Raw genomic sequence first — 20,808 nt, 5'->3', positions numbered from 1 at the left:
GTCCGGCCGTCCGAGCTATCCTTGTTGGGTTATGAGTTCGGTCAGCAATGGCGTTGCCAGCGGCGCGTCCACCCCTGTTTACCTCGACCACGCGGCCACGACGCCGATGCTCCGTGTCGCGATCGAGGCGATGACCGCTGTCTTCCACACGTTCGGCAACGCGTCGTCGCTGCACGGTTCCGGTCGCGCGGCGCGGCGCCGGGTCGAAGAGGCACGCGAATCGATTGCGGCCAGCCTCGGCGCGCGGCCGTCGGAAGTCATCTTCACCTCGGGTGGTACCGAGAGCGACAACCTCGCGATCAAGGGCATCTTCTGGGCTCGCCGTGACGCCGATCCGCGTCGCGTCAGAATCTTTGCCAGCGCGGTCGAGCATCACGCGGTCCTCGACGCAGTCGAATGGCTGGAGCAGCACGAGGGTGCGGTCGTGACCTGGCTGCCGGTCGACGAGAACGGTTCGGTTGCACCGGACACGCTACGTGCGGCCCTTGCCCTGCACGCGGACGAAGCCGCCTTGGTTTCGATCATGTGGGCAAACAACGAGGTCGGCACGATCATGCCGATCGCAGAGCTCGCAGCCATCGCGCGCGAGTTCGACGTGCCGATGCACAGCGACACGATACAAGCCGCCGCACAGTTGCCGATCGACTTCGCCGCGAGCGGTCTGTCGGCCGCGAGCATCGCCGCGCACAAGTTCGGCGGGCCGATGGGCGCGGGGGCGCTGCTACTCGGGCGTCAGGTGCCGTGTGTTCCGCTGCTGCACGGCGGCGGTCACGAGCGCGATGTGCGCGCAGGTACACCCGACACGGCTGCAGTTGTGGGTATGGCCGCTGCACTGCGCGAGACCGTAACCGACATCGATTCCCGCGCGGCCGAACTACGCGCACTGCGCGACTATCTGGTCGACGGAATCCGGAGCATCGCGCCCGATTCCGTGCTCAACGGTCCGATCGGCACCGACCGTCTGCCTGGCAACGCGCACTTCACCTTTCCAGGTTGTGAAGGTGATTCGCTGTTGATGCTGCTCGACGCCGCCGGGATCGAATGCTCGACCGGGTCGGCGTGTACGGCGGGCGTCGCCCGACCGAGCCATGTACTCATCGCAATGGGTGTCGACGCGGCAGATGCGCGCGGTTCGTTGCGATTCTCGCTAGGCCACAATTCGACTCGCGCCGACGTCGCCGCGCTGATTGCCGCACTGCCACAGATCGTGGAGCGCGCGAAAGCAGCCGGCCTTGCAGGTGCGGGTGCAAAGGGAGGGATTCGCTGATGCGAGTGCTCGCCGCCATGAGTGGTGGCGTCGATTCGGCAGTCGCGGCCGCACGTGCGGTCGCCGCCGGACACGACGTCGTCGGAGTACATCTCGCGCTGTCCGAGGCGCCGGGAACCCTGCGAACCGGATCCCGCGGATGCTGCTCGAAAGAGGACGCCGGTGACGCGCGTCGTGCCGCCGATGTGCTCGGAATTCCCTTCTATGTCTGGGATTTCGCCGAGCGCTTCAAGGACGACGTGATCGACGACTTCGTCGAGTCCTACGCCGCGGGTGAAACTCCCAATCCATGCTTGCGCTGCAACGAGAAGATCAAGTTCTCCGCGCTTGCCGACCGGGCACAGGCGCTCGGCTTCGATGCCGTCGCAACCGGTCACTATGCCCGGCTGGAAGACGGTGTCCTGCGTCGCGCGGTCGATGTCGACAAGGATCAGTCCTACGTACTCGCAGTCCTTACCGCGGACCAGCTTTCACGGGCGATGTTCCCCGTCGGTGACACCCCGAAGCCGCAGATCCGTGCGGAGGCCGCCGAACGTGGCCTCGCTGTTGCCGAAAAGCCGGACAGCCACGACATCTGCTTCATTCCGTCCGGCAACACCCGTGCGTTCCTTGGTGCGCGAATCGGGATCCGCCCCGGCAAGGTCGTCGATGCCGACTCCGGTGAGGTGCTCGCGGATCACGAAGGTGTGCACGGCTTCACGATCGGTCAGCGCAAGGGACTCGGCGTGCAGGGACCCGCTGCCGACGGTCAGCCGCGGTACGTCACGTCCATCGAGCCCGACACGGGGACAGTGAAGGTCGGGTCCGCCGAGCGGCTACAGGTGTGGTCGATCGAGGCCGTCCGTGCAATCTGGACGTCCGGCGTCGCTCCCGAGGGGCCGATCGAATGCGTCGTGCAGGTTCGTGCGCACGGTGGTTTGGCGGAGGCTGTCGCCGAAGCGGTTGGAGATGGCATCGAGGTGCGGTTGCGCGAGCCGTTGACAGGTGTCGCACGGGGTCAGGCGCTTGTGATGTATCGGCCGGACGCCGCTGGTGATCAGGTGTTGGGCAGCGGCACGATCTCGCGAACCAGCAACCAGCAGTGACGGATTCGTCCGGATCCGTGCCGTTGGGCGGCATTGCCACCGGTATCGGCTCGTGGCCGGGCACGGACCCACGCGAGGCCGCGACGATCGTCGTCGGCGAGCTCGGCGACTTGCCGCACATCGTCGAACTGCCTGCGCGAGGTGTAGGTGCAGACATGATCGGCCGTGCCGGTGCGCTGCTGATCGATCTGCATTTCGACACGACTACTCGCGGCTACCGGCTGACCGCGCGCCAAGGCAACGCAGCGCGGCGGTCGTCGGTGTTTCTGCGTGACGATCTCGATGCGCTCGAAGAGGCATGGGGCACAGCTGGTTTCAATGGCCTCGGCAAGACCGTCAAGGTGCAGACGTGTGGACCACTGACGCTCGCCGCCGAGGTCGAGCTTGCCAACGGGCATCGCGTCATCACCGATTCCGGTGCGCTACGTGACTTTTCGGAATCCCTCGCCGAGGGACTGTCCCAACATGTCGCCGAAGTCGCGCGCCGGCTGGACGCGAAGGTGCTCGTGCAGATCGACGAGCCGCTGCTGTCGGATGTTCTCAACGGTTCGCTGCGCGGTGTGACGAGCATGGACAGTATCGGAGCGATGCCAGCACCCGATGCGCTGAACTTCCTCGACACGGTGATCGATGCGGCGAACGCGCCTGTGCTCGTGCACAACTGCGCGAGTTCGCCGCCGCTCGAACTGTTGCGACGCAGTCACGCATCCTATGTCGGAATCGATGTGGCGCAGCTCGAACCTGCCGATCTGGACGGCATCGGTGAGTTGCTGGAGGCGGGCAAGGGCGTCGCACTCGGTCTCGTTCCGTCGACGGATACGCCTGCGGTTCGCAAGTGGCGCGACCTCGCCGAACCCGCGTTGCAACTCGTCGACCGGTTGGGTTTCCCGCGAGCGACGTTGGGATCGAAGGTCATCGTCACCCCGTCGTGCGGGTTGGCCGGTGCATCCGATGCGTGGGCACGAAAAGCGTTGCGGTTGAGCACGGAAGTTGCGCGTGCATTCGCCGAGGAGCCGGAGTCGTTGTAAGCGCGCGGCGTTGTAGCAGAGGAGTAGTCGTGGACCGTGGCGATATCGAACAGCGGTTGGCGCCCTGGGGCGATGCTCTGGGGCCTGATCGAGAGGCGTACACGAATCACGTTCTGCGCGTGCTGGAATTCTGCGATGCACTGCATCTGCATGGTGGCGGGTCCGTCGAGACCAGGCCGAGCGACCGCGAGGAGTTCGTCGTTGCAGCGGTATTCCACGATCTGGGAATCTGGAGTGACGGGACCTTCGACTACCTCGCACCGTCGATCGAGCGGGCCCGTGCGGACCTCGCTGCGACAGGACACAAGAGCATCGAGCCGCTGGTGAGCGAGATGATCGACGAGCACCACAAAGTGCGTGCAGCGGGGAAGGCGAGTTCTCCGGTCGAGATTTTCAGGCGGGCCGACACCATCGACGTCACGTTCGGTCTCCGTCGTTTCGGATTGCCGCGCAGCGAGTATCGAAGGATCGCTGCGCAATACCCTGACGCGGGCTTCCATCTGCGCTTGGTCAAGCTGTCCGGGAAAAGGCTGGTGACCAAACCCTTGTCGCCCCTGCCGATGTTCAAATGGTGAGAATGCGGCTCCGCCGCTCGTGAGTCTTTTTGGTGGTCAGGCCCTCCGAAAAGACTCACGAGCGGCGTAGCCGCCTGTGCCCTGCGATAACCTGCGTCAGTGACCGAGAACGTCGACGACGCCACTCCCGATTCGCCGCCGGCTGGTGACTCAACGGCGCCAGCGGCTGCCTCCGCGCAGGAGCGCGAGGAATGGCAGACGTTGGCCGACGAGGTTCGCGAGCATCAGTTTCGGTACTACGTGCGCGACTCGCCGATCGTCACCGATGGCGAGTTCGACATCCTGCTCAACAAGCTGATCGCACTCGAGGATGCCCGTCCCGACCTTCGGACGCCCGATTCGCCGACACAACTCGTCGGTGGCGGATTCGCGACCGAATTCACCGCGGTAGACCATCTCGAACGAATGTTGAGTCTCGACAACGTATTCGACGAAGACTCGATGCGGACCTGGGTCAGGAAGGTCGAAGCTGATGCCGGAACCGATCTGCACTACCTGTGCGAGGTCAAGATCGACGGCATTGCTCTGAATCTGGTCTACGAGCAGGGCAAGCTCGTCCGCGCGGCGACCCGCGGCGACGGTCGGACCGGCGAGGACGTGACCTTGAATGCTCGGACGATCAAGGAGATCCCGCATCAGCTCACGGGCACCGACGATCATCCGGTTCCACGTCTGCTCGAGGTTCGCGGCGAGGTCTACTTCCGCGTCGAGGATTTCGACGAGCTCAACGCGTCGATCGTCGCCGAAGGTAAACCGCCGTACGCGAATCCGCGAAATACCGCTGCGGGGTCGTTGCGTCAGAAGAACCCCGCTGTCACAGCCAAGCGCAAGCTGGGCATGATCTGCCACGGCCTCGGACGAGCCGAAGGTTTCGCCCCGATATCGCTGTACGACGCCTATGTCGCTCTCGCGGCCTGGGGCATGCCCGTGTCGACTCACACGACGCGGGTGCAAGGCGCGGACGCCGTCGTCGACAAGGTTGCGTACTGGGGCGAGCATCGTCACGACGTCGAACACGAGATCGACGGGCTTGTCGTCAAAGTCGACGAGGTCGCACTGCAACGCCGCCTCGGAACCACGTCGCGGGCTCCGAGATGGGCGATCGCCTACAAGTATCCACCCGAGGAAGTAACGACGAAGCTGCTCGACATCCTCGTCGGTGTCGGCCGGACCGGACGTGTAACGCCTTATGCAGCAGTCGAACCCGTCACGGTCGCGGGATCGACGGTGTCACGAGCGACACTGCACAACGGGTCGGAGGTCAAGCGAAAAGGCGTGCTCATCGGAGACACGATCACCATTCGCAAGGCCGGCGACGTCATCCCGGAGGTCCTCGGACCTGTCGTCGACATGCGTACCGGCGACGAACGTGAATTCGTCATGCCGACCGAATGCCCCGAGTGCGGAACCACCCTCGCGTTCGAGAAGGAAGGCGACGCCGACATTCGTTGCCCGAACGCGCAGACCTGCCCCGCGCAACTACGCGAGCGGGTATTCCACGTCGGCGGCCGAGGCGCCTTCGACATCGAAGCACTCGGCTACGAAGCCGCTGTCGATCTGCTGAAGAGCGACGTGATCGTCGACGAAGGTGATCTGTTCACGCTGACCGCCGACGACCTCCTCCGGACGACGCTGTTCACCACGAAAGCGGGCGAGCTGTCGGCGAACGGCAAACGGCTGCTCGACAACCTGGACGCTGCCAAGGATCGACCGCTGTGGCGGGTTCTCGTCGCCTTGTCGATTCGCCATGTCGGACCGACAGCCGCGCGGGCGCTGGCGGCGCATTTCGGCAGTCTCGAGCGGATCATGTCGGCGTCCACCGAAGAACTCGCCGCAGCCGAAGGTGTCGGTCCGACCATCGCGGTGTCGGCCACCGAATGGTTCACCGTCGACTGGCACCGCAACATCGTCGAAAAATGGAAAGCCGCCGGCGTCCGCATGGAAGACGAACGCGACGCCTCGATCGAGCGGAATCTCGAGGGCATGTCGATCGTGGTCACCGGCTCGTTGGAAACGTTCTCCCGCGACGAAGCAAAAGAGGCGATCCTCGTTCGCGGTGGCAAGGCCGCTGGTTCGGTGTCGAAGAAGACGTCATACGTTGTCGTCGGCGATTCGCCCGGCTCGAAAGCGGACAAGGCCGAATCACTTGGAGTGCAGGTGCTCGACGAAGACGGCTTCCGGAAGTTGCTCGAAGGCGGACCTGCCGCGGTAGCGCCGCCCGATTCCGAATGACTGCTTGACCTCAACAGCACTTCAGGTTTCACGATGGACCTTGTTACTGAAACAAGGGAGATTCGATGTCGGAAACCAAGATTGCGCTCGTTACGGGCGCATCCGCAGGATTGGGTAGGGCGCTCACCGAAGCACTCGTCGGCGACGGCTGGAATGTCATCGCGACTGCGCGGGGGAGTGATCGGCTGGACCGACTGCGGCAGGACCTAGGTCCTGCCGTCCAACCGGTCCTCGGCGATGTGTCCGATCCGGAACATCGCACGCGCATTGCCGACGTGCTGAGGACACGCGCCCGCCTCGACCTGGTGGTCAACAATGCGAGCGAACTCGGGCCCTCGCCGATGCCGAGGCTGCAGCGCTATCCACTCGACGAACTTGCCCGCGTCTTCGCGACCAATGTGGTTGCCCCACTTGCTATTCTGCAGACAGCGCTGCCGTATCTGCGTGCCTCGGACGGTGTTGCGATCAACATCAGCTCCGACGCTGCGGTCGGCGCCTACGAGGGTTGGGGCGGTTACGGATCGTCGAAGGCCGCCCTCGATCACCTGACGGCGATCCTCGCAGCCGAGAATTCCGACCTGAGGATCTACGCGTTCGATCCCGGCGACATGCGAACGCAGATGCACCAAGCCGCGTTTCCAGGCGAAGATATTTCGGATCGACCGGAACCGGCCACGGTCGTCCCGGCGCTGCTTCGGATCATCGCCGAGCGACCGTCGAGCGGCCGCTACACAACCGCCGAGTGGCTGGCAGGTGCGGCTCGATGACAGCCACCGTGCACGAACCGACGTTTGCGCTACCGCCGGACCGTGAGGCGAGCGGACCACCCGAATCGCGCGGCTTGGCGCGAGACGACGTCGCGCTGCTTGTTTCCGATCGAAACACCATGACCCACGCGCGCTTTCACGAGCTGGGAACATTCCTGGTGCCCGGAGACCTTGTCGTCGTCAACAATTCGGCGACGCTATCTGCGGCGGTCGACGCAAGACTCGGCACCCGCGACGTGGTCCTACACTTCTCGACCTGGCTGGACGACCACAGTTGGGTCGTCGAAATCCGTTCACCGGATCGAACTCCCGCGAGCGGCAACGACATCGGATCTGGCGCACGCCTGCTCTGTCCCGGTGGCGTGGTCGGCACGCTCCGCAGACCGTGGCTCGACGGATCCGACCGACTCTGGGTCGCCGACATAACCGGCACCGATTCCGTCGTCGACCATCTGGCTCGCTGGGGCAGGCCGGTCACCTACACGTATCTACGTGACCGCTGGTCGGCGTTCTACTACCGCACCGCGTTCGGACTCTTTCCCGGCAGTGCCGAGATGCCGAGCGCTGCAAGACCGTTCACCGACCGACTGGTGACCGAGCTCGCCTCGACGGGTATTTCGTTCGCGCCCATCACCTTGCACACCGGCGTCTCGTCACCCGAGGCGGGAGAGCCACCGAGCCCGGAGCGGTTTGCCGTCTCCGCTGCGACCGCGCGCATCGTGAACGAGACTCGCGCGTCCGGCGGTCGGGTCGTTGCTGTGGGTACGACGGTGACGCGAGCACTGGAAAGCGTCGTCGATTCCGATGGCCGTGCGCATGCGGCCGCGGGATGGACCGATCTTGTTCTGGCACAGGATCGGCCGACCCGTCTGGTGGACGGCCTCATCACCGGATGGCATGCGCCGGGTGCATCGCATCTGAATTTGCTCGAGGCCGTGGTCGGCGTCGAATCGGTACGGCGAGCCTATGATTCGGCGCTGGCAGGGGACTACCTGTGGCACGAATTCGGCGACAGTGCGTTACTCCTGCGAAGCTGAGTGGCCGTCCTACTTCTTGACTCGCTGCGCGGCTGGATGCCAGTCATGGGTCGCGTCGAAGACGTCGAGCGCCATCGTGCCGAATGCAAGCACCAGAATCGGTACTGCGCCCAGTGCGACTGTCATGTAGCCGATCATTGTTCTTTCCCTTGTCTCGAAGTCTTGTATGCAGTGCATCGCTCGCCGAGACGATTTCGTAACGCTTTATCCGATTCGATTTCGAACAACGTCGGATAGTTGTTGGGCAACGTCGTGTAGGGGAGTGACGTCGCGGGTGGCGCGAGCGAGTAGGAGAGCTCCTTCGATCGCGGCGAGGATCAACGTTGCCAGTGGCACGGCGTCGGCAGGAGCGAGACCGTGACGGACGAGCGATTCTGCGATGATCTCCCGCCAGCTCGTCAAGGCAGCGCCACACACCTGAGCCAGCGCCGGCGAGGTGTGCGCGGTTTCCAGCGTGACCGTCGCGATCGGGCAGCCGTCGGCCCAACCGCTCGCCTCGAGCTCCGCGCCTGCGAGCGCGCCCCACGCGGTGATCGTGTCGGCGGGGTGGGCGGTGAACGCGCGTGTCAGCAGGCGTTCGTAGGCCGCTCCCGATGCGGTGAGCGCCTCGACGGCGAGCTGTTCCTTGCCGCCGGGAAAGTGGTGGGCTTGGGAACCCCACGGCGTCTCGCTGTCGGCGACAACCTGGCGCCATCCGGTCGCCGCGTAGCCCTGTCGTCGCAGCAGGCGTGACGCCGTTCGAATCATGCGCTGACGCGTGTCGGTGACTCGTGGCATCGGTCCATCGTAGCGGCTTGACAAGACGATCGTCTTAGTAAGACAGTTGTCATATCGCCGTCGGCATGGAGGAAATGGGATGAAGCGTCTGCTTCTCGAAGGAACAGCACGTGTGACGTGGGAAGACGTAGCCGAGCCGCAGCTCGGCGGTCCGCAGTCCGCGCTCGTGCGTCCGATTGCGGTCGCTACCTGCGACCTCGACGTCTTTGTGCTCAGAGGTGCCTACCCGCTCCCCGGGCCGTACCCGTTCGGCCACGAGGCCGTGGCAGAGGTCGTCGCCGTCGGCGACGAGGTCACCGCGGTATCGCCGGGCGATCGAGTGATCGTGCCGTTCCAGATATCGTGCGGAAGCTGCGGGCCGTGCCTGCGCGGCCGAACCGGCAACTGCCGCAGTAATCCACGTATGTCGTCCTACGGCCTCGGCACGATGGGCGGACTCGAATGGGGTGGCCTGCTCACCGATCTCGCGCTTGTTCCACACGCCGACGCGATGCTCGTGCCGTTGCCACAAGGAATCGACCCGGCGATGGTGGCGAGTGCAAGTGACAACATTCCGGACGCGTGGCGGACCGTAGGACCACAGCTGGCTGCCGAGCCGGGTGCGGAGGTGCTCGTCGTCGGCGGCGACGCCGGACCCGCGTCGATCGGTCTGTACGCGGTCGGTATCGCGGTCGCGCTCGGGGCGGCGCGTGTCGTCTATCTCGACGACAACGACGAAAGGTTGGCGATTGCTGCCGCTTTCGGTGCCGAGCCGATGCAGGGACCCTATCCGCGCAAGGCAGGGGAGTTCCCGATCACCGTCGACGCCAGCGGCGCCGAGGCGGGATTACGTTGCGCGTTGAACAGCACAGCAGGCGACGGGACCTGCACGAGTCCGTCGCTGTACCTGTCGGATCCGGCGATGCCGCTGCTTGCGATGTATTCGCGTTGCTGCACGTTCCACACCGGCCGTGCTCATGTTCGGCCGGCGATTCCACAGGTACTCGCTCTGGTCGAAGCCGGTTTCGATCCGTCGATCGTGACGTCGCAGGTCGTGCCGTGGGACAGCGCGGCGGAGGCGCTCGAAGCGCCTCCGATGAAACTTGTGGTCACGCGCTAGTCGACTCGCCGACCGCCCAGCGCTTCGCGATTGCGACAGCTTCGCGTCGGGTGGACACATTCAACTTCGCGAGAATGGCGGAGACGTGGTGATCGACCGTCCGAACGGAAAGCGTCAGCCGCGACGCTATTTCGGTGTTGGTGAGCCCGTCGCGCAGCTGGTCGAGCACCTCGACCTGCCGCTGCGTCAGGCCGGCGCGATTGGTCGTCGTCGTCGGGCGTGGACCGTGAGGGAGGCGGTGGACACCCATGTTGCGCAACCGTTTTCGTACGATATCTGCTGCGGCATCGGCGCCGAGTTGGACGAGCTTCTGCCATGCGGCCATCGTCGGGCCGACCTCACCGGAGTCAGCGAGTTCCAGGGCTTCCTCGTACGGATCGCCGATTCGGGCCCACTGCTCCGCGGCGTTGCGCCACTCGCCGCGCAGGCCTGCGGCCCACGGTTCCGGACAGCCGTCGAACACCTCGGCTGGATGCCCGGCGCGTTGGGAATACCGCAGAAGCTCGCCGTAGAGACCTGCGACGACGGGATGGGCAGAGTTTGCGGACCAGGTCGATGCCAACGCTGCGGACTGTTCCGAATGTCCTGTGAGCCAAGTCGATTCGACGAAAGCCAAACCCGAGTACGCCAAGCCGAGTAGCCACTTGCCCGCGATAGCGCGGGTGAAGGTGTCGGTGACCATCTCGGCCGCACCCGCTGCGCCGCGTCGTGTTCTGATTCGTGCAAGGTTCGCGCGGGCGAGCAGATCGAACATGCCGACGTCGGCAGATTCCAGCGCCTCCTGCAACCCTCGCTCGGCTGCCTCCCACTCGCCGCGGCGCATCAGGTGTTGGCACCGCAGAATATCCAGCCGAACCGAGTACACACCCAGGTCGTGGTCGAAGGTGAACGCCGCCCCTTCGGCGAGGCATTCCTCCAGATCGTCGAGTTGGCCGAAGCGCAGCAACAACTCGGCGAGGATGGTGTAGCCGCGGCCGGCGCCTTCGTGGGCGCCGTGGCGGATTGCATCCGCAATTCCGATGCGCAGCATGGCAATTCGATCAGAGGGGTCGAGCACCGGATTGCAGAGTGCGAGATAGATGGTGCACAACGCAACGAGGTCTCCTCGCTGCGCCTCCTGCGCCAACGTCAGCGCTTCTTCGAGGACGGGTGCAGCAGGTCCGAGGGCTTCCGCCGTGAGCAGCAGCGTGCCGCGATAGGTGGCCGCGTAGGCCCGCGACGACGGCGTGCCCGATCGCTCGAGAACGGCGACAGCCTCCTCGATCGCCGCATTTGCTCCCTCGGGATCGCCGGCAAGCAACAGTTGATGCGACAGGCCGACCAGCGTCTCGCCCGCGGCTTCCTCCGCGCCGTTGTCGCGATGCAGCGCAACCGCCTGCCGCGACGCGGCCACAGCGTCGGCGATGCGGTGTGCGTTGTACAGCTCCCAGGCGTATTCCCCCTGCACCACAGCGTGTTCGGCGGGATCGAGTAGGCCTGTCGCGAGTGCGGCCTCGTAGTGCACGAGGGCCTGCCGGTGCGCACCCGCAGCCGCTGCATCGCGACCCGCCGTCGGTGCGAAGCGAACGACGGTGTCGTTGTCGCCCGCGCTCGTTGCATGGTGGACGACGCGAGCGATGTCGATCGGCGGGTCTGCGAGCAAAGCCTCGGTCATCGCGCGATGTGCAGCGCGTCGGGCGATGGCCGATACGCCGTCTTCGATTGCGCGACGGGTCAATTCGTGCCGAAATGCAATTCCGGTCGACGTCGTCCGAAGTATCCGTCGTTCCTCTGCTTCGCCGAGCACATCGAGTGGACCGCCCAACAGTGTTTCCGCCAACGAGTATTCGATGGGTCCGGTTGCGACGCAGATTTTTTCGAGTGCTGCGCGGCAGGACGGTTGCAGCCGGTGCACCCGCGCGAGGACTGTCGCGGCGACGGTGGGCGAGACGTCTTCCGGTGCCGCCGCAAGTGCTTCGACGACGTAGAAGGGGTTGCCGCCGGTGGTCGAGTGCAGGGCAGCGACGTCTCGTCCGTCGGCACCGACCAACTCGGCAACTGCAGCTTCGGACAACGGCTCCAACCGGATTCGCGTCGGGGACGACGAGGCGACGATGCCGAGCAAGCGGCGCAGGGGATGGGCGATCGGAAGTTCGTCGTCACGAAACGTCAGTACGAGCAGGCCGAACGATCCTTCGATGCGCCGTGACAGGTGACCGAGTAGATCGAGCGTCGCGTCGTCGGCCCAATGCAGATCTTCGACGACGAGAACGGTCGGTGACGGGCCTGCGAACTCCGCAACGGCGGCCGTCATGGCCGACTCGGTGGAACCCTCCGTCAATGCGTGTTCGAGTCGACCGTCGGTTCCGGACACCGCATCGCGGAGCGCGCCGAGGGTCCGCGGCGCGAGCAGGTCGTCGCACGACCCGATCAGTACTCTTGGCCCGCTGGACAACTCACCGGTGAACGCTCGGACCAGCGTCGTCTTGCCGATGCCTGCCTCGCCGCTGATGAGCACAATTCCGCCGCGGCCCGCCACAGCGTCGTCGACAGCTGCTACCAGGCTCGCGAGCGGCGCCTCGCGCTCGAGCGGCACCGTGGTGGTCATGCCGTCACCCCGAGACAACGATTCGGACTCGACCGCGCGATTGAACGCCCGGAATGTGTCATCCGTTCAGAATGCCATGAGCACTTATCGAGAGATCGGCTACATGATGGGAGATGTGGCGGACCTACAGCTCGACCCACACGACCGGATCGTCGTGCGCGCGGCAACTCCCGATGATTACGACGCAGTGGCAGACCTCACCGTCACTGTCTACGTCGGCGAGGGATACGTCCCCGCGACAAGCGAATACGCCGAAACGCTTGCTCGAACCGCGCAACGAGCCGCGGCGACCGACGTGCTTGTCGCCGTTGTCGGGGGATGTGTGGTCGGCTCACTCACCGTCGCGCGCCCACCATCGCCTTTTGCGCCGATTGCGCAGGCCGACGAAATCGAGTTCCGAATGCTGGCCGTCCGGCGGTCGGCACGCGGTCTCGGAATCGGTACCCGACTCGTGCGTCACGTGCTGGATCTTGCCGCGGAGGAGGGGTACCGAGCGGTCGTCATATCCACCGACGACGCGATGGTCGACGCTCGCAGGATCTACCTCGAACTCGGCTTCGTCCATGTCCCGGAACGCGACTGGTCGCCCATGCCCGGGGTCGCGCTGACGGTGCTGGAGTGCGTGGTCAGCCGAGAACGGTTGCGATGATTCCGGCGAGGTAGCCCAATCTGGCAACCTCCGACGGCCGGAAACGAGGTCCGCCGGGTCGTCCGAGCATCAATACCTTGCCGGTGGCGCCCAGCGGGGCGGCCGCGAGCTTGGTGTCCATGTCGCGCCAGATCTGCGGGACCCAATCGCCTTCGTCGTCGAGCGTCGTCGGGTGGTCCAACGGCATCCACGGGACGTCGCGGGCATGGGTCTCGGGTGCGCCGGAGCTACCGACGACGCGGTAGGCGCCTTGAGCGCCGAGTGCAACGACGGTGCTCCAGCCCACGCGCAGTACCCGTGGCGCACCGTCGACGAGCACCTGCAGCCGATCGTCGCGAGCGGTCGCAACCTGATCGATGAGTTCGAGTTCGCGATGGGTGTCGAGCATCCCCGCGTACGGCCGAATCGAATCGACGCGGACACCGTCGAGCGCCTCGGCGGCGGTCAGCAGCGTGTCGGGCAGCGATCCGGGGTCGACGTCGACAACGAGATCGTCGATCGCGTACCCCTCGCCGCGTTCCACGACATCGAGGGACAGTATGTCGGCCCCGACAGCGCCGAGAGCGAGAGCGAGGGAGCCGAGGCTGCCCGGTCGATCCGGCAACTGCACTCGGAGCAAGAAGGACAACGTGGTGCGCCTTTCGGTGTCGAAGTCGACGCCGGCATCGGGTGTAGCCGTCCGATAGCCAGACGAAGGGCAGCAGGAATGTTGCCGATCTCGCCAGCAATCCTTACACCTTTGCGCACATAGTTTCGACTCGAACGCACGCTCGTGACGGACGCGACACACCGCACGAGCGCGAACCAACCGCTCGTCTCGCTGGGGAAACACGGTCGAAAGATATGGCCGCGCCGTCGCTCGCTAGGCTGTCCGGGACCAGCCTCACGTGCGCATCCATACCTGAAAGGGGGCCTACGCGGTGCCTGCCATCTCCCGCGACGAGGTCGCCCACCTCGCCCGGCTCTCCCGGCTCGCGCTCAGCGACGCCGAGCTCGATCAGTTCGCCGGTCAGCTCGATTCGATTCTGAGCCACGTCAAAGCCGTGTCCGAGGTTGCTGCCGACGACGTTCCGCCCACCGCGAACCCCAATCCGGCCACCAACGTGACCCGCCCCGACGTGATCGTCCCAGGTTTGACCCCCGAGCAAGCCCTCTCCGGTGCTCCCGCCGTCGAAGAAGGCCGCTTCGCGGTTCCGCAGATCCTCGGGGAGGCCGAATAATGAGCGACCTCACTTCTCTGGACGCAGCCGAACTCGCCGCACGTATTCACAGTCGCGAACTGTCGAGCGTCGACGTGACGAAGGCACATCTCGACCGCATCGCCGAGGTCGACGGCGAGTACCACGCGTACCTGCACGTCGCGGGTGATCGGGCGCTTGCCGCCGCCGAGGACGTGGATCGGTCCATCGCCGCGGGCGACGCTCCGGCATCGGCGCTCGCCGGTGTTCCACTCGCACTCAAAGACGTGTTCACGACCACGGACATGCCGACGACGTGTGGCTCGAAAATTCTCGAAGGTTGGGTGTCGCCGTACGACGCGACGGTGAGCGCCAAACTGCGCGCGGCGGGCATCCCGATTCTCGGCAAGACCAACATGGACGAGTTCGCAATGGGCAGCTCGACCGAGAACTCGGCCTACGGACCGACGAAGAATCCTTGGGACACAACACGTATCCCTGGCGGGTCCGGCGGCGGCTCGGCGGCGGCGCTGGCATCACATCAAGCACCACTCGCCATCGGCACCGATACCGGCGGGTCCATCCGCCAGCCCGCAGCGGTCACGGCCACGGTCGGTACCAAACCGACGTACGGAACGGTGTCACGCTTCGGTCTTGTCGCCTGTGCATCGTCGCTGGATCAGGGCGGGCCGTGCGGTCGAACCGTTCTGGACACGGCACTGTTGCACGAGGTGATCGCCGGATACGACCCCCGCGACTCGACGTCCCTCGACGTCGCTGTGCCGCCCGTCGTCGCCGCCGCGCGTGAGGGCGCACGTGGCAACCTCGCCGGTGTGAAGGTCGGTGTCGTCAAGGAACTGCATTCCGACAGTTACCAATCCGGCGTCATCTCGTCCTTCGATGCGGCCGTCGCCGTGTTGACGGAGCTCGGTGCCGAGGTCGTCGAGGTGTCGTGCCCGCACTTCGAGTACGCACTCGCTGCGTACTACCTCATCCTGCCGAGCGAGGTGTCGTCCAACCTCGCGCGTTTCGATGCCATGCGATACGGCATGCGGGTCGACGACGGAAACATGAGTGCCGAGCAGGTCATGGCCGCGACGCGCGCGGCGGGCTTCGGTCCGGAAGTCAAGCGTCGCATCATGATCGGCACCTACGCGTTGTCGTCGGGCTACTACGACGCCTACTACGGTCAGGCGCTGAAGGTACGGACCCTCATCGCTCGTGACTTCGACAAGGCCTACGAGCAGGCCGATGTGTTGATCTCTCCGACAAGTCCGTTCACGCCGTGGAAGCTCGGCGAGAAGGTCGACGATCCGCTGGCGATGTACCTGTCGGATCTGTGCACCCTGCCGACCAACCTGGCGGGGCACTGCGCGATGTCGGTGCCGTCCGGACTGTCGAAAGACGACGGGCTGCCCGTCGGCTTGCAGATCATGGCACCAGCGCTCGCCGACGACCGGCTGTACCGAGTCGGAGCGGCATACGAAGCAGCGCGGGGGCCGGTGCAGTAGTCCTTCACTCGATTCCTGACGCGATGCGATCGCGGATGTAGCCGACGAATCCAGCTGCATCGGCGGTCGCGCCCGTGTCTTCAGGGTCGGTGGCGCCCATACGTTGTCGAACGGCACGACGGACAGCTGACGCCTGATCGTCGGGTAGGTCCAGCTCCAGTGCCTGTTGGCCCGCCTCGGTTTTGCCGTGCCACCGGCCGGTTTCGACCCGGACGAGACTGCGGCAGGCGTTCAGCACGGCATTCTCGAATTCCGCGCTCTGGAATTCCGCGCTCTGGAATTCCGCACTCTCGAGTTCCGCACTGCCGATGCTGCTGTGCGCGTGCCAGTTCAACGCCGCGGTGACTGCCGTTCGGAGGTCGGCGGCGGAGAGTGCGCCGAAGACTTCCGCGGCGGGTGGGCCGATCAGCGCGACCCCACGTTGCGCGACGATGTCGCGGTCGAGTGTGTACCAGAAGAGGCCGTCGGCCGGGTCACGGTCGAGAGGTGAGATGTTGACGCGGAACGGCATGGCTGGGCCGTCGTTGAGTTCGAGCTCGAAGGCTGGTTCCAACGATGCGGACCTGATCGTATCTGCCTGATACACAACCAATTCCAGACCCCGAGCTGGGCAGGGCAAACAGTTGTGACGTAGTTCGCGCACAGCTTCCGACTTCTCGTCGGTGGACAATTCTTTCTCGACGACAATCGCAACGTCGATGTCGCTGCGGCCATGCAGGTAGTTGTCGAGCGCGAGCGATCCAGTGAGGTAGAAGCCGAACATGTTGTGCCCCAGCACAGTTCGTGCAGCAGCCACCAGATCGTCGAGGTAGGTACCGACGACAGGGCCGTAGCGCTCGGAGCTGGTCACCGCGGATCGGTCGCTCATCTCCTCGACCCTACTCACACCCCGGCATTGCCGTTCCCTGCTCGGTTCCGTAGCGGTGGCCGTGACCTGCGGGCGCATCGAGCGCAGACAACAGGTCGACCGTTGTCTGCACGAAACTCACCACCGGTAGCCACGGCGGCATCGGTGCATCCGCATGCGTCCCGGTTGGTTCCGGGCGATGGAACAGCAGATCCGACGACCATCGGACGACCGGGTCGGAACTGTTCGCCAGAATCGTCGCACCCTCGCGCTCGACCCCGCCTGCGGGCGGACCGGCCCACAACGCTCCGCACGGTTCGACGGCACCCCCTGCCAATGCCGCGCTGCCGCCGATCGCTCCGAGGCTTTGGCCGTAGAGGTAGAGCTTGGGACGATCGTGTATCGGCAGTTGTGCGACGCGGTCGGCGACAGCTGTATACAGCGTCCGCGCGGATTCCTCTGCCGCACTTCGGCCGAAGACGAATGTTGCCCAACTCGGAGCGTACGAATACTGCACACCGACGATGGCGACGTCGCCACCGAAGCGGGTCTCGAAACCCTGGACCGCATTGTCGTCGATCCAGCCGCTGCCGGTCGGTATCGCGACGACGATGTTCGAACGCTCGAAGCCGCCTGATCGTTGCAACTCGTCGACCGCGATGGCCACACGGTCGTGCAGATCGGCAGCGGAATCGATACCGGCATAGACGCGAACGCTGTCGGTTCCGGGATTCGTAGCGGTCGCGACGAACTTGCGACCTTCGGCACCCAACGCCTGCCAGGACGCGAATGAATACGGACTACCTGATCGGGTCGCCGAATCAGGTTGGTGGAGACTCGAATCGATTTCGGCGTTGGCGGCCCGATAGGTGTCGGTACGCCAGTCGACCAGTACGGGAACGCCGTACGTCACTGCGGCCGCTGTCCCGACAATAGCCAGCGTCACACCCCGGACGATGCCGAGCCGACGCGCGAGTGCGCGGAGTGCGGCCGCAATCACGTACAGCAGCAGCATGATCAGTGCCGAACCTGCGGCAACCTGAATCCAGTAGCCTGCTCCGATCTGTTCGGCAGACATCGCCGACCGCAGTCGGTTCTGCCACTCGTTCGCACCGAGTGCCGATATCACAACTGTTCCGATGCCCACAGCCGTCACGGTCCGCCGCGTTGCACCGGCTGCGGGACCAACACGGAGGGTACGCAGGGCAAACCCGAGCAGCGCGGCCAACACCAGACCGAGCGCACCGAGCATTCCGGAAAGCACTGCCTGCATCGCCGCCGCACGCGGAAGTAGTCCTGGCGCAAGGGAAACCAACACCATCGCAGTGACGCCTACACTCACCTCGACACGCGGTATCGCGAGCGACCCTGCAAGCGTCTTCGCGTGCTGCAGCGGTCGCACCGCCGACGAGACAGTTGCGGTCATGCCGACACCGATCGGTATCCGAACTGCTGCGTGCTCTGCCGAAGGACGCGGAAAGCCCTGGGCGACAACATAAGCAACATGGCGACGAGCACGGCGATCAGATAGGAGCCGAGCGGCTCCGGCCGCGGACTGACGTACCCTTGCCGCCAGGAGTTGGCATCGACGAAGCCGGCTGCGATGTCCGCCATTGCGTAACACCCGAATCGCCCTGTGGTCGACTCGCGTTCGCCGCAGACGTCGTGCATCCGCCGACCGAGCTGTTCGTCGACCGCAATCCTTGCCCAAGTGCCGAGTTCCGCACCCGACTTCTCGGCGTAGCGGAGCAGGTCGTAGCCGAGATCGTGTGCCTTGCAGGCGGTGTCGAACTCGACGGGCAACGTCACCGGCGACGAGCAGTCACCGTCCGGGTCGGTCAGCATGCCGTCGATCACCACCGGTTGGTAGCCGAGCACAGCTGCGAAGTCCGCCGGAATCGCCGCCGCCGCCGTCGAAGGCGTGACATCGGGTGCGGTGACGGTGTCGATAGCTGCTGCAGCAATTCGGTTCTCGTGTGTCGGTGTCGCCGTGCTCGCCGCTCCCGCCACCGGGGTGAGCACAGCGGTGGTCACGGTGAGGATTGCCGCGGCAGCGGCTGCTCTGTTCATCCACGTCGTTTCGGCCATGACAGGAAAGATAGAAATGGCCTGCGCGCCTGCACATCACCCTGTGGGGCCGACCGCACTCGGCGTCGAGACCGGCGCACCTGGTCCGGGTGATACCGCGGTGCCGCGTCGATATCACCCCTGGGTATGACGACAGGTGGGAACGGGACTTCCTAGTGTCGAGGTGTGAGAAGAAGCGGTCGAGCTGTCACGCGGGCAGCAGGTGGTGTTGCCAGAGCGGCTAAGCCGCACGTCAAGCGTATGAGCTGGAGTATGTGGCTCGACGTGACGATCGTGGCGGTGACGCTGATCCTGTATTCGGTCGCGTGGCCGACACTGCACCTAACGCACAACGTGCCGGCGGCGGTACAGCCGATCATCGCTGCACTCGCTGTTGCACCCTTTCTGCTGATCAGGGCGAATCCAGCACTGGGGTGGGCAATCTCGGCGCTGTCCGCGCTGATCGTGTCGACAGCCTTCGAGTCGCAGCCTTACAACACCATCCCGTGGCAGGTCGTCCACATCATCGTCATTCTGCCGCTGCTCTTTGCGGTGAGCTTGCGCGCAGCCTTCCCGATCGTCGGCGTGGCCTGGATCTCCACGGTCATCCTGTTCGTCGGCAACATGGGTGCCGACCAGCGCGCGGGCTGGACCGTCGCGCTGACGTCCTACGTCGTGATCGGCCTCTTGATCCGGTGGTTGGTGCTCTCGCGCCGCCAACTCGCGAAGCAGGAGGAGGTCAGCGACCTCGAGCGCGCCAAGCGCACGATCCTCGAGGAGAAGGCGCGCATCGCCCGCGATCTGCACGACGTCGTCGCTCATCACATGTCACTCGTGGTCGTCCAAGCCCAAAGTGCGCCCTATCGCGTCGCGGATGTGTCACCTGCCGCACGGGCCGAATTCGAATCGATCGGTGCGACCGCACGCGAGGCGCTCAACGAGATTCGCGGCATGCTCGGTGTGCTCAGGAGCGACGGCGAACGTCGCGACCTGGCGCCGCAACCGGGAACCGATCAAATCCAGGAGTTGCTCGAAGGCAGTCGTCGCGCGGGTGTTCCGATCGTCTGGGCAATCTCCGGAGAGCCCGAGAACGTCTCGGATGCAACGGGTCTCGCGGTCTATCGCATCCTGCAGGAGTCGCTGTCGAATGCCTCGCGGCATGCCGGTGGTGCGCCGGTCGAGGTCGTCGTCGAGTACGGCATGTCGCTCGTCTCGGTCAGCGTCGTCAACGGTAAGCCGCGGACGACGGTCTCGACACGTGCAGGCGACACCGGTGGCAGCGGCATCGGCGGAATGACGGACCGGGCACTGTCGGTCGGCGGGCTTCTCACCGCAGCGCCACGCGGCGACGGTGGATTCGAGGTCAGGGCACAGCTTCCCGTTGCGACCTACACGGTCGCCGGGTTGGCGGGACGCACCGCCTAGGGTGGGGCGGTGACGATAACGGTGCTGATCGCAGACGACCAGGCGATGGTCCGCCAGGGTTTCGGAGCGCTCCTGTCGGCTCAGCCGGATATCAGTGTGATCGGCGATGCGCCGGACGGCCGGGTCGCGGTCGCCGAGGTCAAGCGGCTCCGACCCGACGTCGTCCTGATGGATGTGCGGATGCCGGAGATGAACGGTCTCGACGCAGCGAGGGCGATCCTGTCGTCGGGGCTCGAACCGCCGGTCCGGGTGCTGATGCTGACGACCTTCGACATCGACGACTACGTCTACGAGGCTCTTCGGATCGGTGCCAGCGGGTTTATGCTCAAGGACGCACCTGCCGAAGAACTGATCAGGGCGGTTCGCGTCGTCGCCGACGGTCAGGCGCTGCTCGCGCCGACCGTCACCCGCAGGCTGATCGCCGACGTCACGCGGCGCCGATCGACACCGAAGGTGGAATCTGCTGCACTCGGATCTCTCACCCCGCGGGAACGCGAAGTGCTCGAGTTGATCGCGAAGGGGCTCTCGAATACCGAGATCGCGTCGAAACTCTTCGTCGCCGAGCAAACGGTCAAGACTCACGTCGGCAAGGTGCTCTCCAAGTTGAACCTGCGTGACCGCGCGCAGGCCGTCGTACTCGCCTACGAAACGGGCGTCGTCACGCCAGGCTGAGCATG

The 20,808-nt window shown here is 65.2% G+C and carries 19 protein-coding genes; 13 read left to right on the top strand and 6 right to left on the bottom strand.

What is annotated here, in order from left to right; translation table 11 throughout:
- Window positions 1–31: 31 nt before the first annotated feature.
- From JGU71_RS04720 to JGU71_RS04690, 7 genes are all read left to right on the top strand, one after another.
- Window positions 32–1,267 carry a cysteine desulfurase family protein gene (locus JGU71_RS04720; protein WP_199702910.1) on the top strand — a complete coding sequence of 412 codons (1,236 nt, stop codon included), beginning with the start codon at window positions 32–34 and terminating at the stop codon, window positions 1,265–1,267.
- Window positions 1,267–2,352, top strand: coding sequence for a tRNA 2-thiouridine(34) synthase MnmA (mnmA, locus tag JGU71_RS04715; protein WP_199702909.1), 1,086 nt, complete (start codon window positions 1,267–1,269; stop codon window positions 2,350–2,352). The genes JGU71_RS04720 and mnmA overlap by 1 nt, the downstream gene beginning before the upstream one ends.
- Complete coding sequence (locus JGU71_RS04710) at window positions 2,349–3,380, top strand: methionine synthase (RefSeq protein WP_307829495.1); 1,032 nt, start codon at window positions 2,349–2,351, stop codon at window positions 3,378–3,380. Before mnmA ends, JGU71_RS04710 begins: the two co-directional genes overlap by 4 nt.
- 29 nt (window positions 3,381–3,409) lie before the next feature.
- Window positions 3,410–3,955: an HD domain-containing protein gene (locus tag JGU71_RS04705; RefSeq protein ID WP_199702908.1), complete on the top strand. Its 546-nt coding sequence runs from the start codon at window positions 3,410–3,412 to the stop codon at window positions 3,953–3,955.
- A gap of 99 nt (window positions 3,956–4,054) precedes the next feature.
- A complete protein-coding gene (gene ligA / locus JGU71_RS04700) occupies window positions 4,055–6,187 on the top strand; it encodes an NAD-dependent DNA ligase LigA (protein WP_199702907.1) in 2,133 nt (710 codons plus the stop codon).
- Between the two features lie 65 nt (window positions 6,188–6,252).
- Window positions 6,253–6,954, top strand: coding sequence for an SDR family NAD(P)-dependent oxidoreductase (locus JGU71_RS04695; protein WP_199702906.1), 702 nt, complete (start codon window positions 6,253–6,255; stop codon window positions 6,952–6,954).
- Window positions 6,951–7,991 carry an S-adenosylmethionine:tRNA ribosyltransferase-isomerase gene (locus tag JGU71_RS04690; protein ID WP_199702905.1) on the top strand — a complete coding sequence of 347 codons (1,041 nt, stop codon included), beginning with the start codon at window positions 6,951–6,953 and terminating at the stop codon, window positions 7,989–7,991. The genes JGU71_RS04695 and JGU71_RS04690 overlap by 4 nt, the downstream gene beginning before the upstream one ends.
- A gap of 204 nt (window positions 7,992–8,195) precedes the next feature.
- On the opposite strand, the gene JGU71_RS04685 is transcribed toward JGU71_RS04690, so the two are convergent.
- Entirely contained in the window at window positions 8,196–8,768 is a 573-nt protein-coding gene (locus JGU71_RS04685) for a TetR/AcrR family transcriptional regulator (RefSeq protein WP_199702904.1), read from the bottom strand.
- Between the two features lie 79 nt (window positions 8,769–8,847).
- Between JGU71_RS04685 and JGU71_RS04680 the strand changes: the two genes are divergently transcribed.
- Window positions 8,848–9,867, top strand: a complete 1,020-nt coding sequence (locus JGU71_RS04680; protein WP_199702903.1) for a zinc-dependent alcohol dehydrogenase — start codon at window positions 8,848–8,850, stop codon at window positions 9,865–9,867.
- Here JGU71_RS04680 and JGU71_RS04675 read toward each other — a convergent pair.
- The gene (locus tag JGU71_RS04675; protein WP_199702902.1) at window positions 9,857–12,454 is read right to left on the bottom strand and encodes an ATP-binding protein; all 2,598 of its coding nucleotides are present in this window, start codon (window positions 12,452–12,454) and stop codon (window positions 9,857–9,859) included. The genes JGU71_RS04680 and JGU71_RS04675 overlap by 11 nt on opposite strands.
- 106 nt (window positions 12,455–12,560) lie before the next feature.
- On the opposite strand from JGU71_RS04675, the gene JGU71_RS04670 reads away from it, so the two are divergent.
- The gene (locus tag JGU71_RS04670) at window positions 12,561–13,103 is read left to right on the top strand and encodes a GNAT family N-acetyltransferase (RefSeq protein WP_199703560.1); all 543 of its coding nucleotides are present in this window, start codon (window positions 12,561–12,563) and stop codon (window positions 13,101–13,103) included.
- Here the strand turns inward: JGU71_RS04670 and JGU71_RS04665 are convergent.
- The gene (locus JGU71_RS04665) at window positions 13,081–13,731 is read right to left on the bottom strand and encodes an ACT domain-containing protein (protein ID WP_199702901.1); all 651 of its coding nucleotides are present in this window, start codon (window positions 13,729–13,731) and stop codon (window positions 13,081–13,083) included. The two genes, JGU71_RS04670 and JGU71_RS04665, sit on opposite strands and share 23 nt — an antisense overlap.
- Before the next feature lie 292 nt (window positions 13,732–14,023).
- Between JGU71_RS04665 and gatC the strand changes: the two genes are divergently transcribed.
- Both gatC and gatA read left to right on the top strand, forming a co-directional pair.
- Window positions 14,024–14,323, top strand: coding sequence for an Asp-tRNA(Asn)/Glu-tRNA(Gln) amidotransferase subunit GatC (gene gatC, locus JGU71_RS04660; protein ID WP_199702900.1), 300 nt, complete (start codon window positions 14,024–14,026; stop codon window positions 14,321–14,323).
- Window positions 14,323–15,792 carry an Asp-tRNA(Asn)/Glu-tRNA(Gln) amidotransferase subunit GatA gene (gene gatA / locus JGU71_RS04655; RefSeq protein ID WP_199702899.1) on the top strand — a complete coding sequence of 490 codons (1,470 nt, stop codon included), beginning with the start codon at window positions 14,323–14,325 and terminating at the stop codon, window positions 15,790–15,792. Before gatC ends, gatA begins: the two co-directional genes overlap by 1 nt.
- A gap of 4 nt (window positions 15,793–15,796) precedes the next feature.
- On the opposite strand, the gene JGU71_RS04650 is transcribed toward gatA, so the two are convergent.
- Genes JGU71_RS04650 through JGU71_RS04640 form a run of 3 tightly spaced genes read right to left on the bottom strand, consistent with a single transcriptional unit; the run spans window position 15,797 to window position 18,727 of the window.
- A complete protein-coding gene (locus JGU71_RS04650; RefSeq protein WP_199702898.1) occupies window positions 15,797–16,660 on the bottom strand; it encodes an aminoglycoside adenylyltransferase domain-containing protein in 864 nt (287 codons plus the stop codon).
- 10 nt (window positions 16,661–16,670) lie between these two features.
- A complete protein-coding gene (locus tag JGU71_RS04645; protein WP_199702897.1) occupies window positions 16,671–18,065 on the bottom strand; it encodes an alpha/beta-hydrolase family protein in 1,395 nt (464 codons plus the stop codon).
- Window positions 18,062–18,727 (bottom strand): hypothetical protein, encoded by a 666-nt coding sequence (locus JGU71_RS04640; protein ID WP_199702896.1) that lies wholly within the window; start codon window positions 18,725–18,727, stop codon window positions 18,062–18,064. The genes JGU71_RS04645 and JGU71_RS04640 overlap by 4 nt, the downstream gene beginning before the upstream one ends.
- A 240-nt stretch (window positions 18,728–18,967) precedes the next feature.
- Here JGU71_RS04640 and JGU71_RS04635 point away from each other — a divergent pair, with 240 nt between their 5' ends.
- Both JGU71_RS04635 and JGU71_RS04630 read left to right on the top strand, forming a co-directional pair.
- On the top strand, window positions 18,968–20,131 hold the full coding sequence (locus tag JGU71_RS04635) for a sensor histidine kinase (RefSeq protein ID WP_199703559.1): 1,164 nt from the start codon (window positions 18,968–18,970) through the stop codon (window positions 20,129–20,131).
- 9 nt (window positions 20,132–20,140) lie between these two features.
- Entirely contained in the window at window positions 20,141–20,803 is a 663-nt protein-coding gene (locus tag JGU71_RS04630; RefSeq protein WP_199702895.1) for a response regulator, read from the top strand.
- Window positions 20,804–20,808: the final 5 nt, after the last annotated feature.

Origin of the sequence: Antrihabitans stalagmiti (assembly GCF_016482825.1) — a bacterium.
GTDB lineage: Bacteria > Actinomycetota > Actinomycetes > Mycobacteriales > Mycobacteriaceae > Antrihabitans > Antrihabitans stalagmiti.
This window is presented reverse-complemented; position numbering and strand designations above follow the sequence as displayed.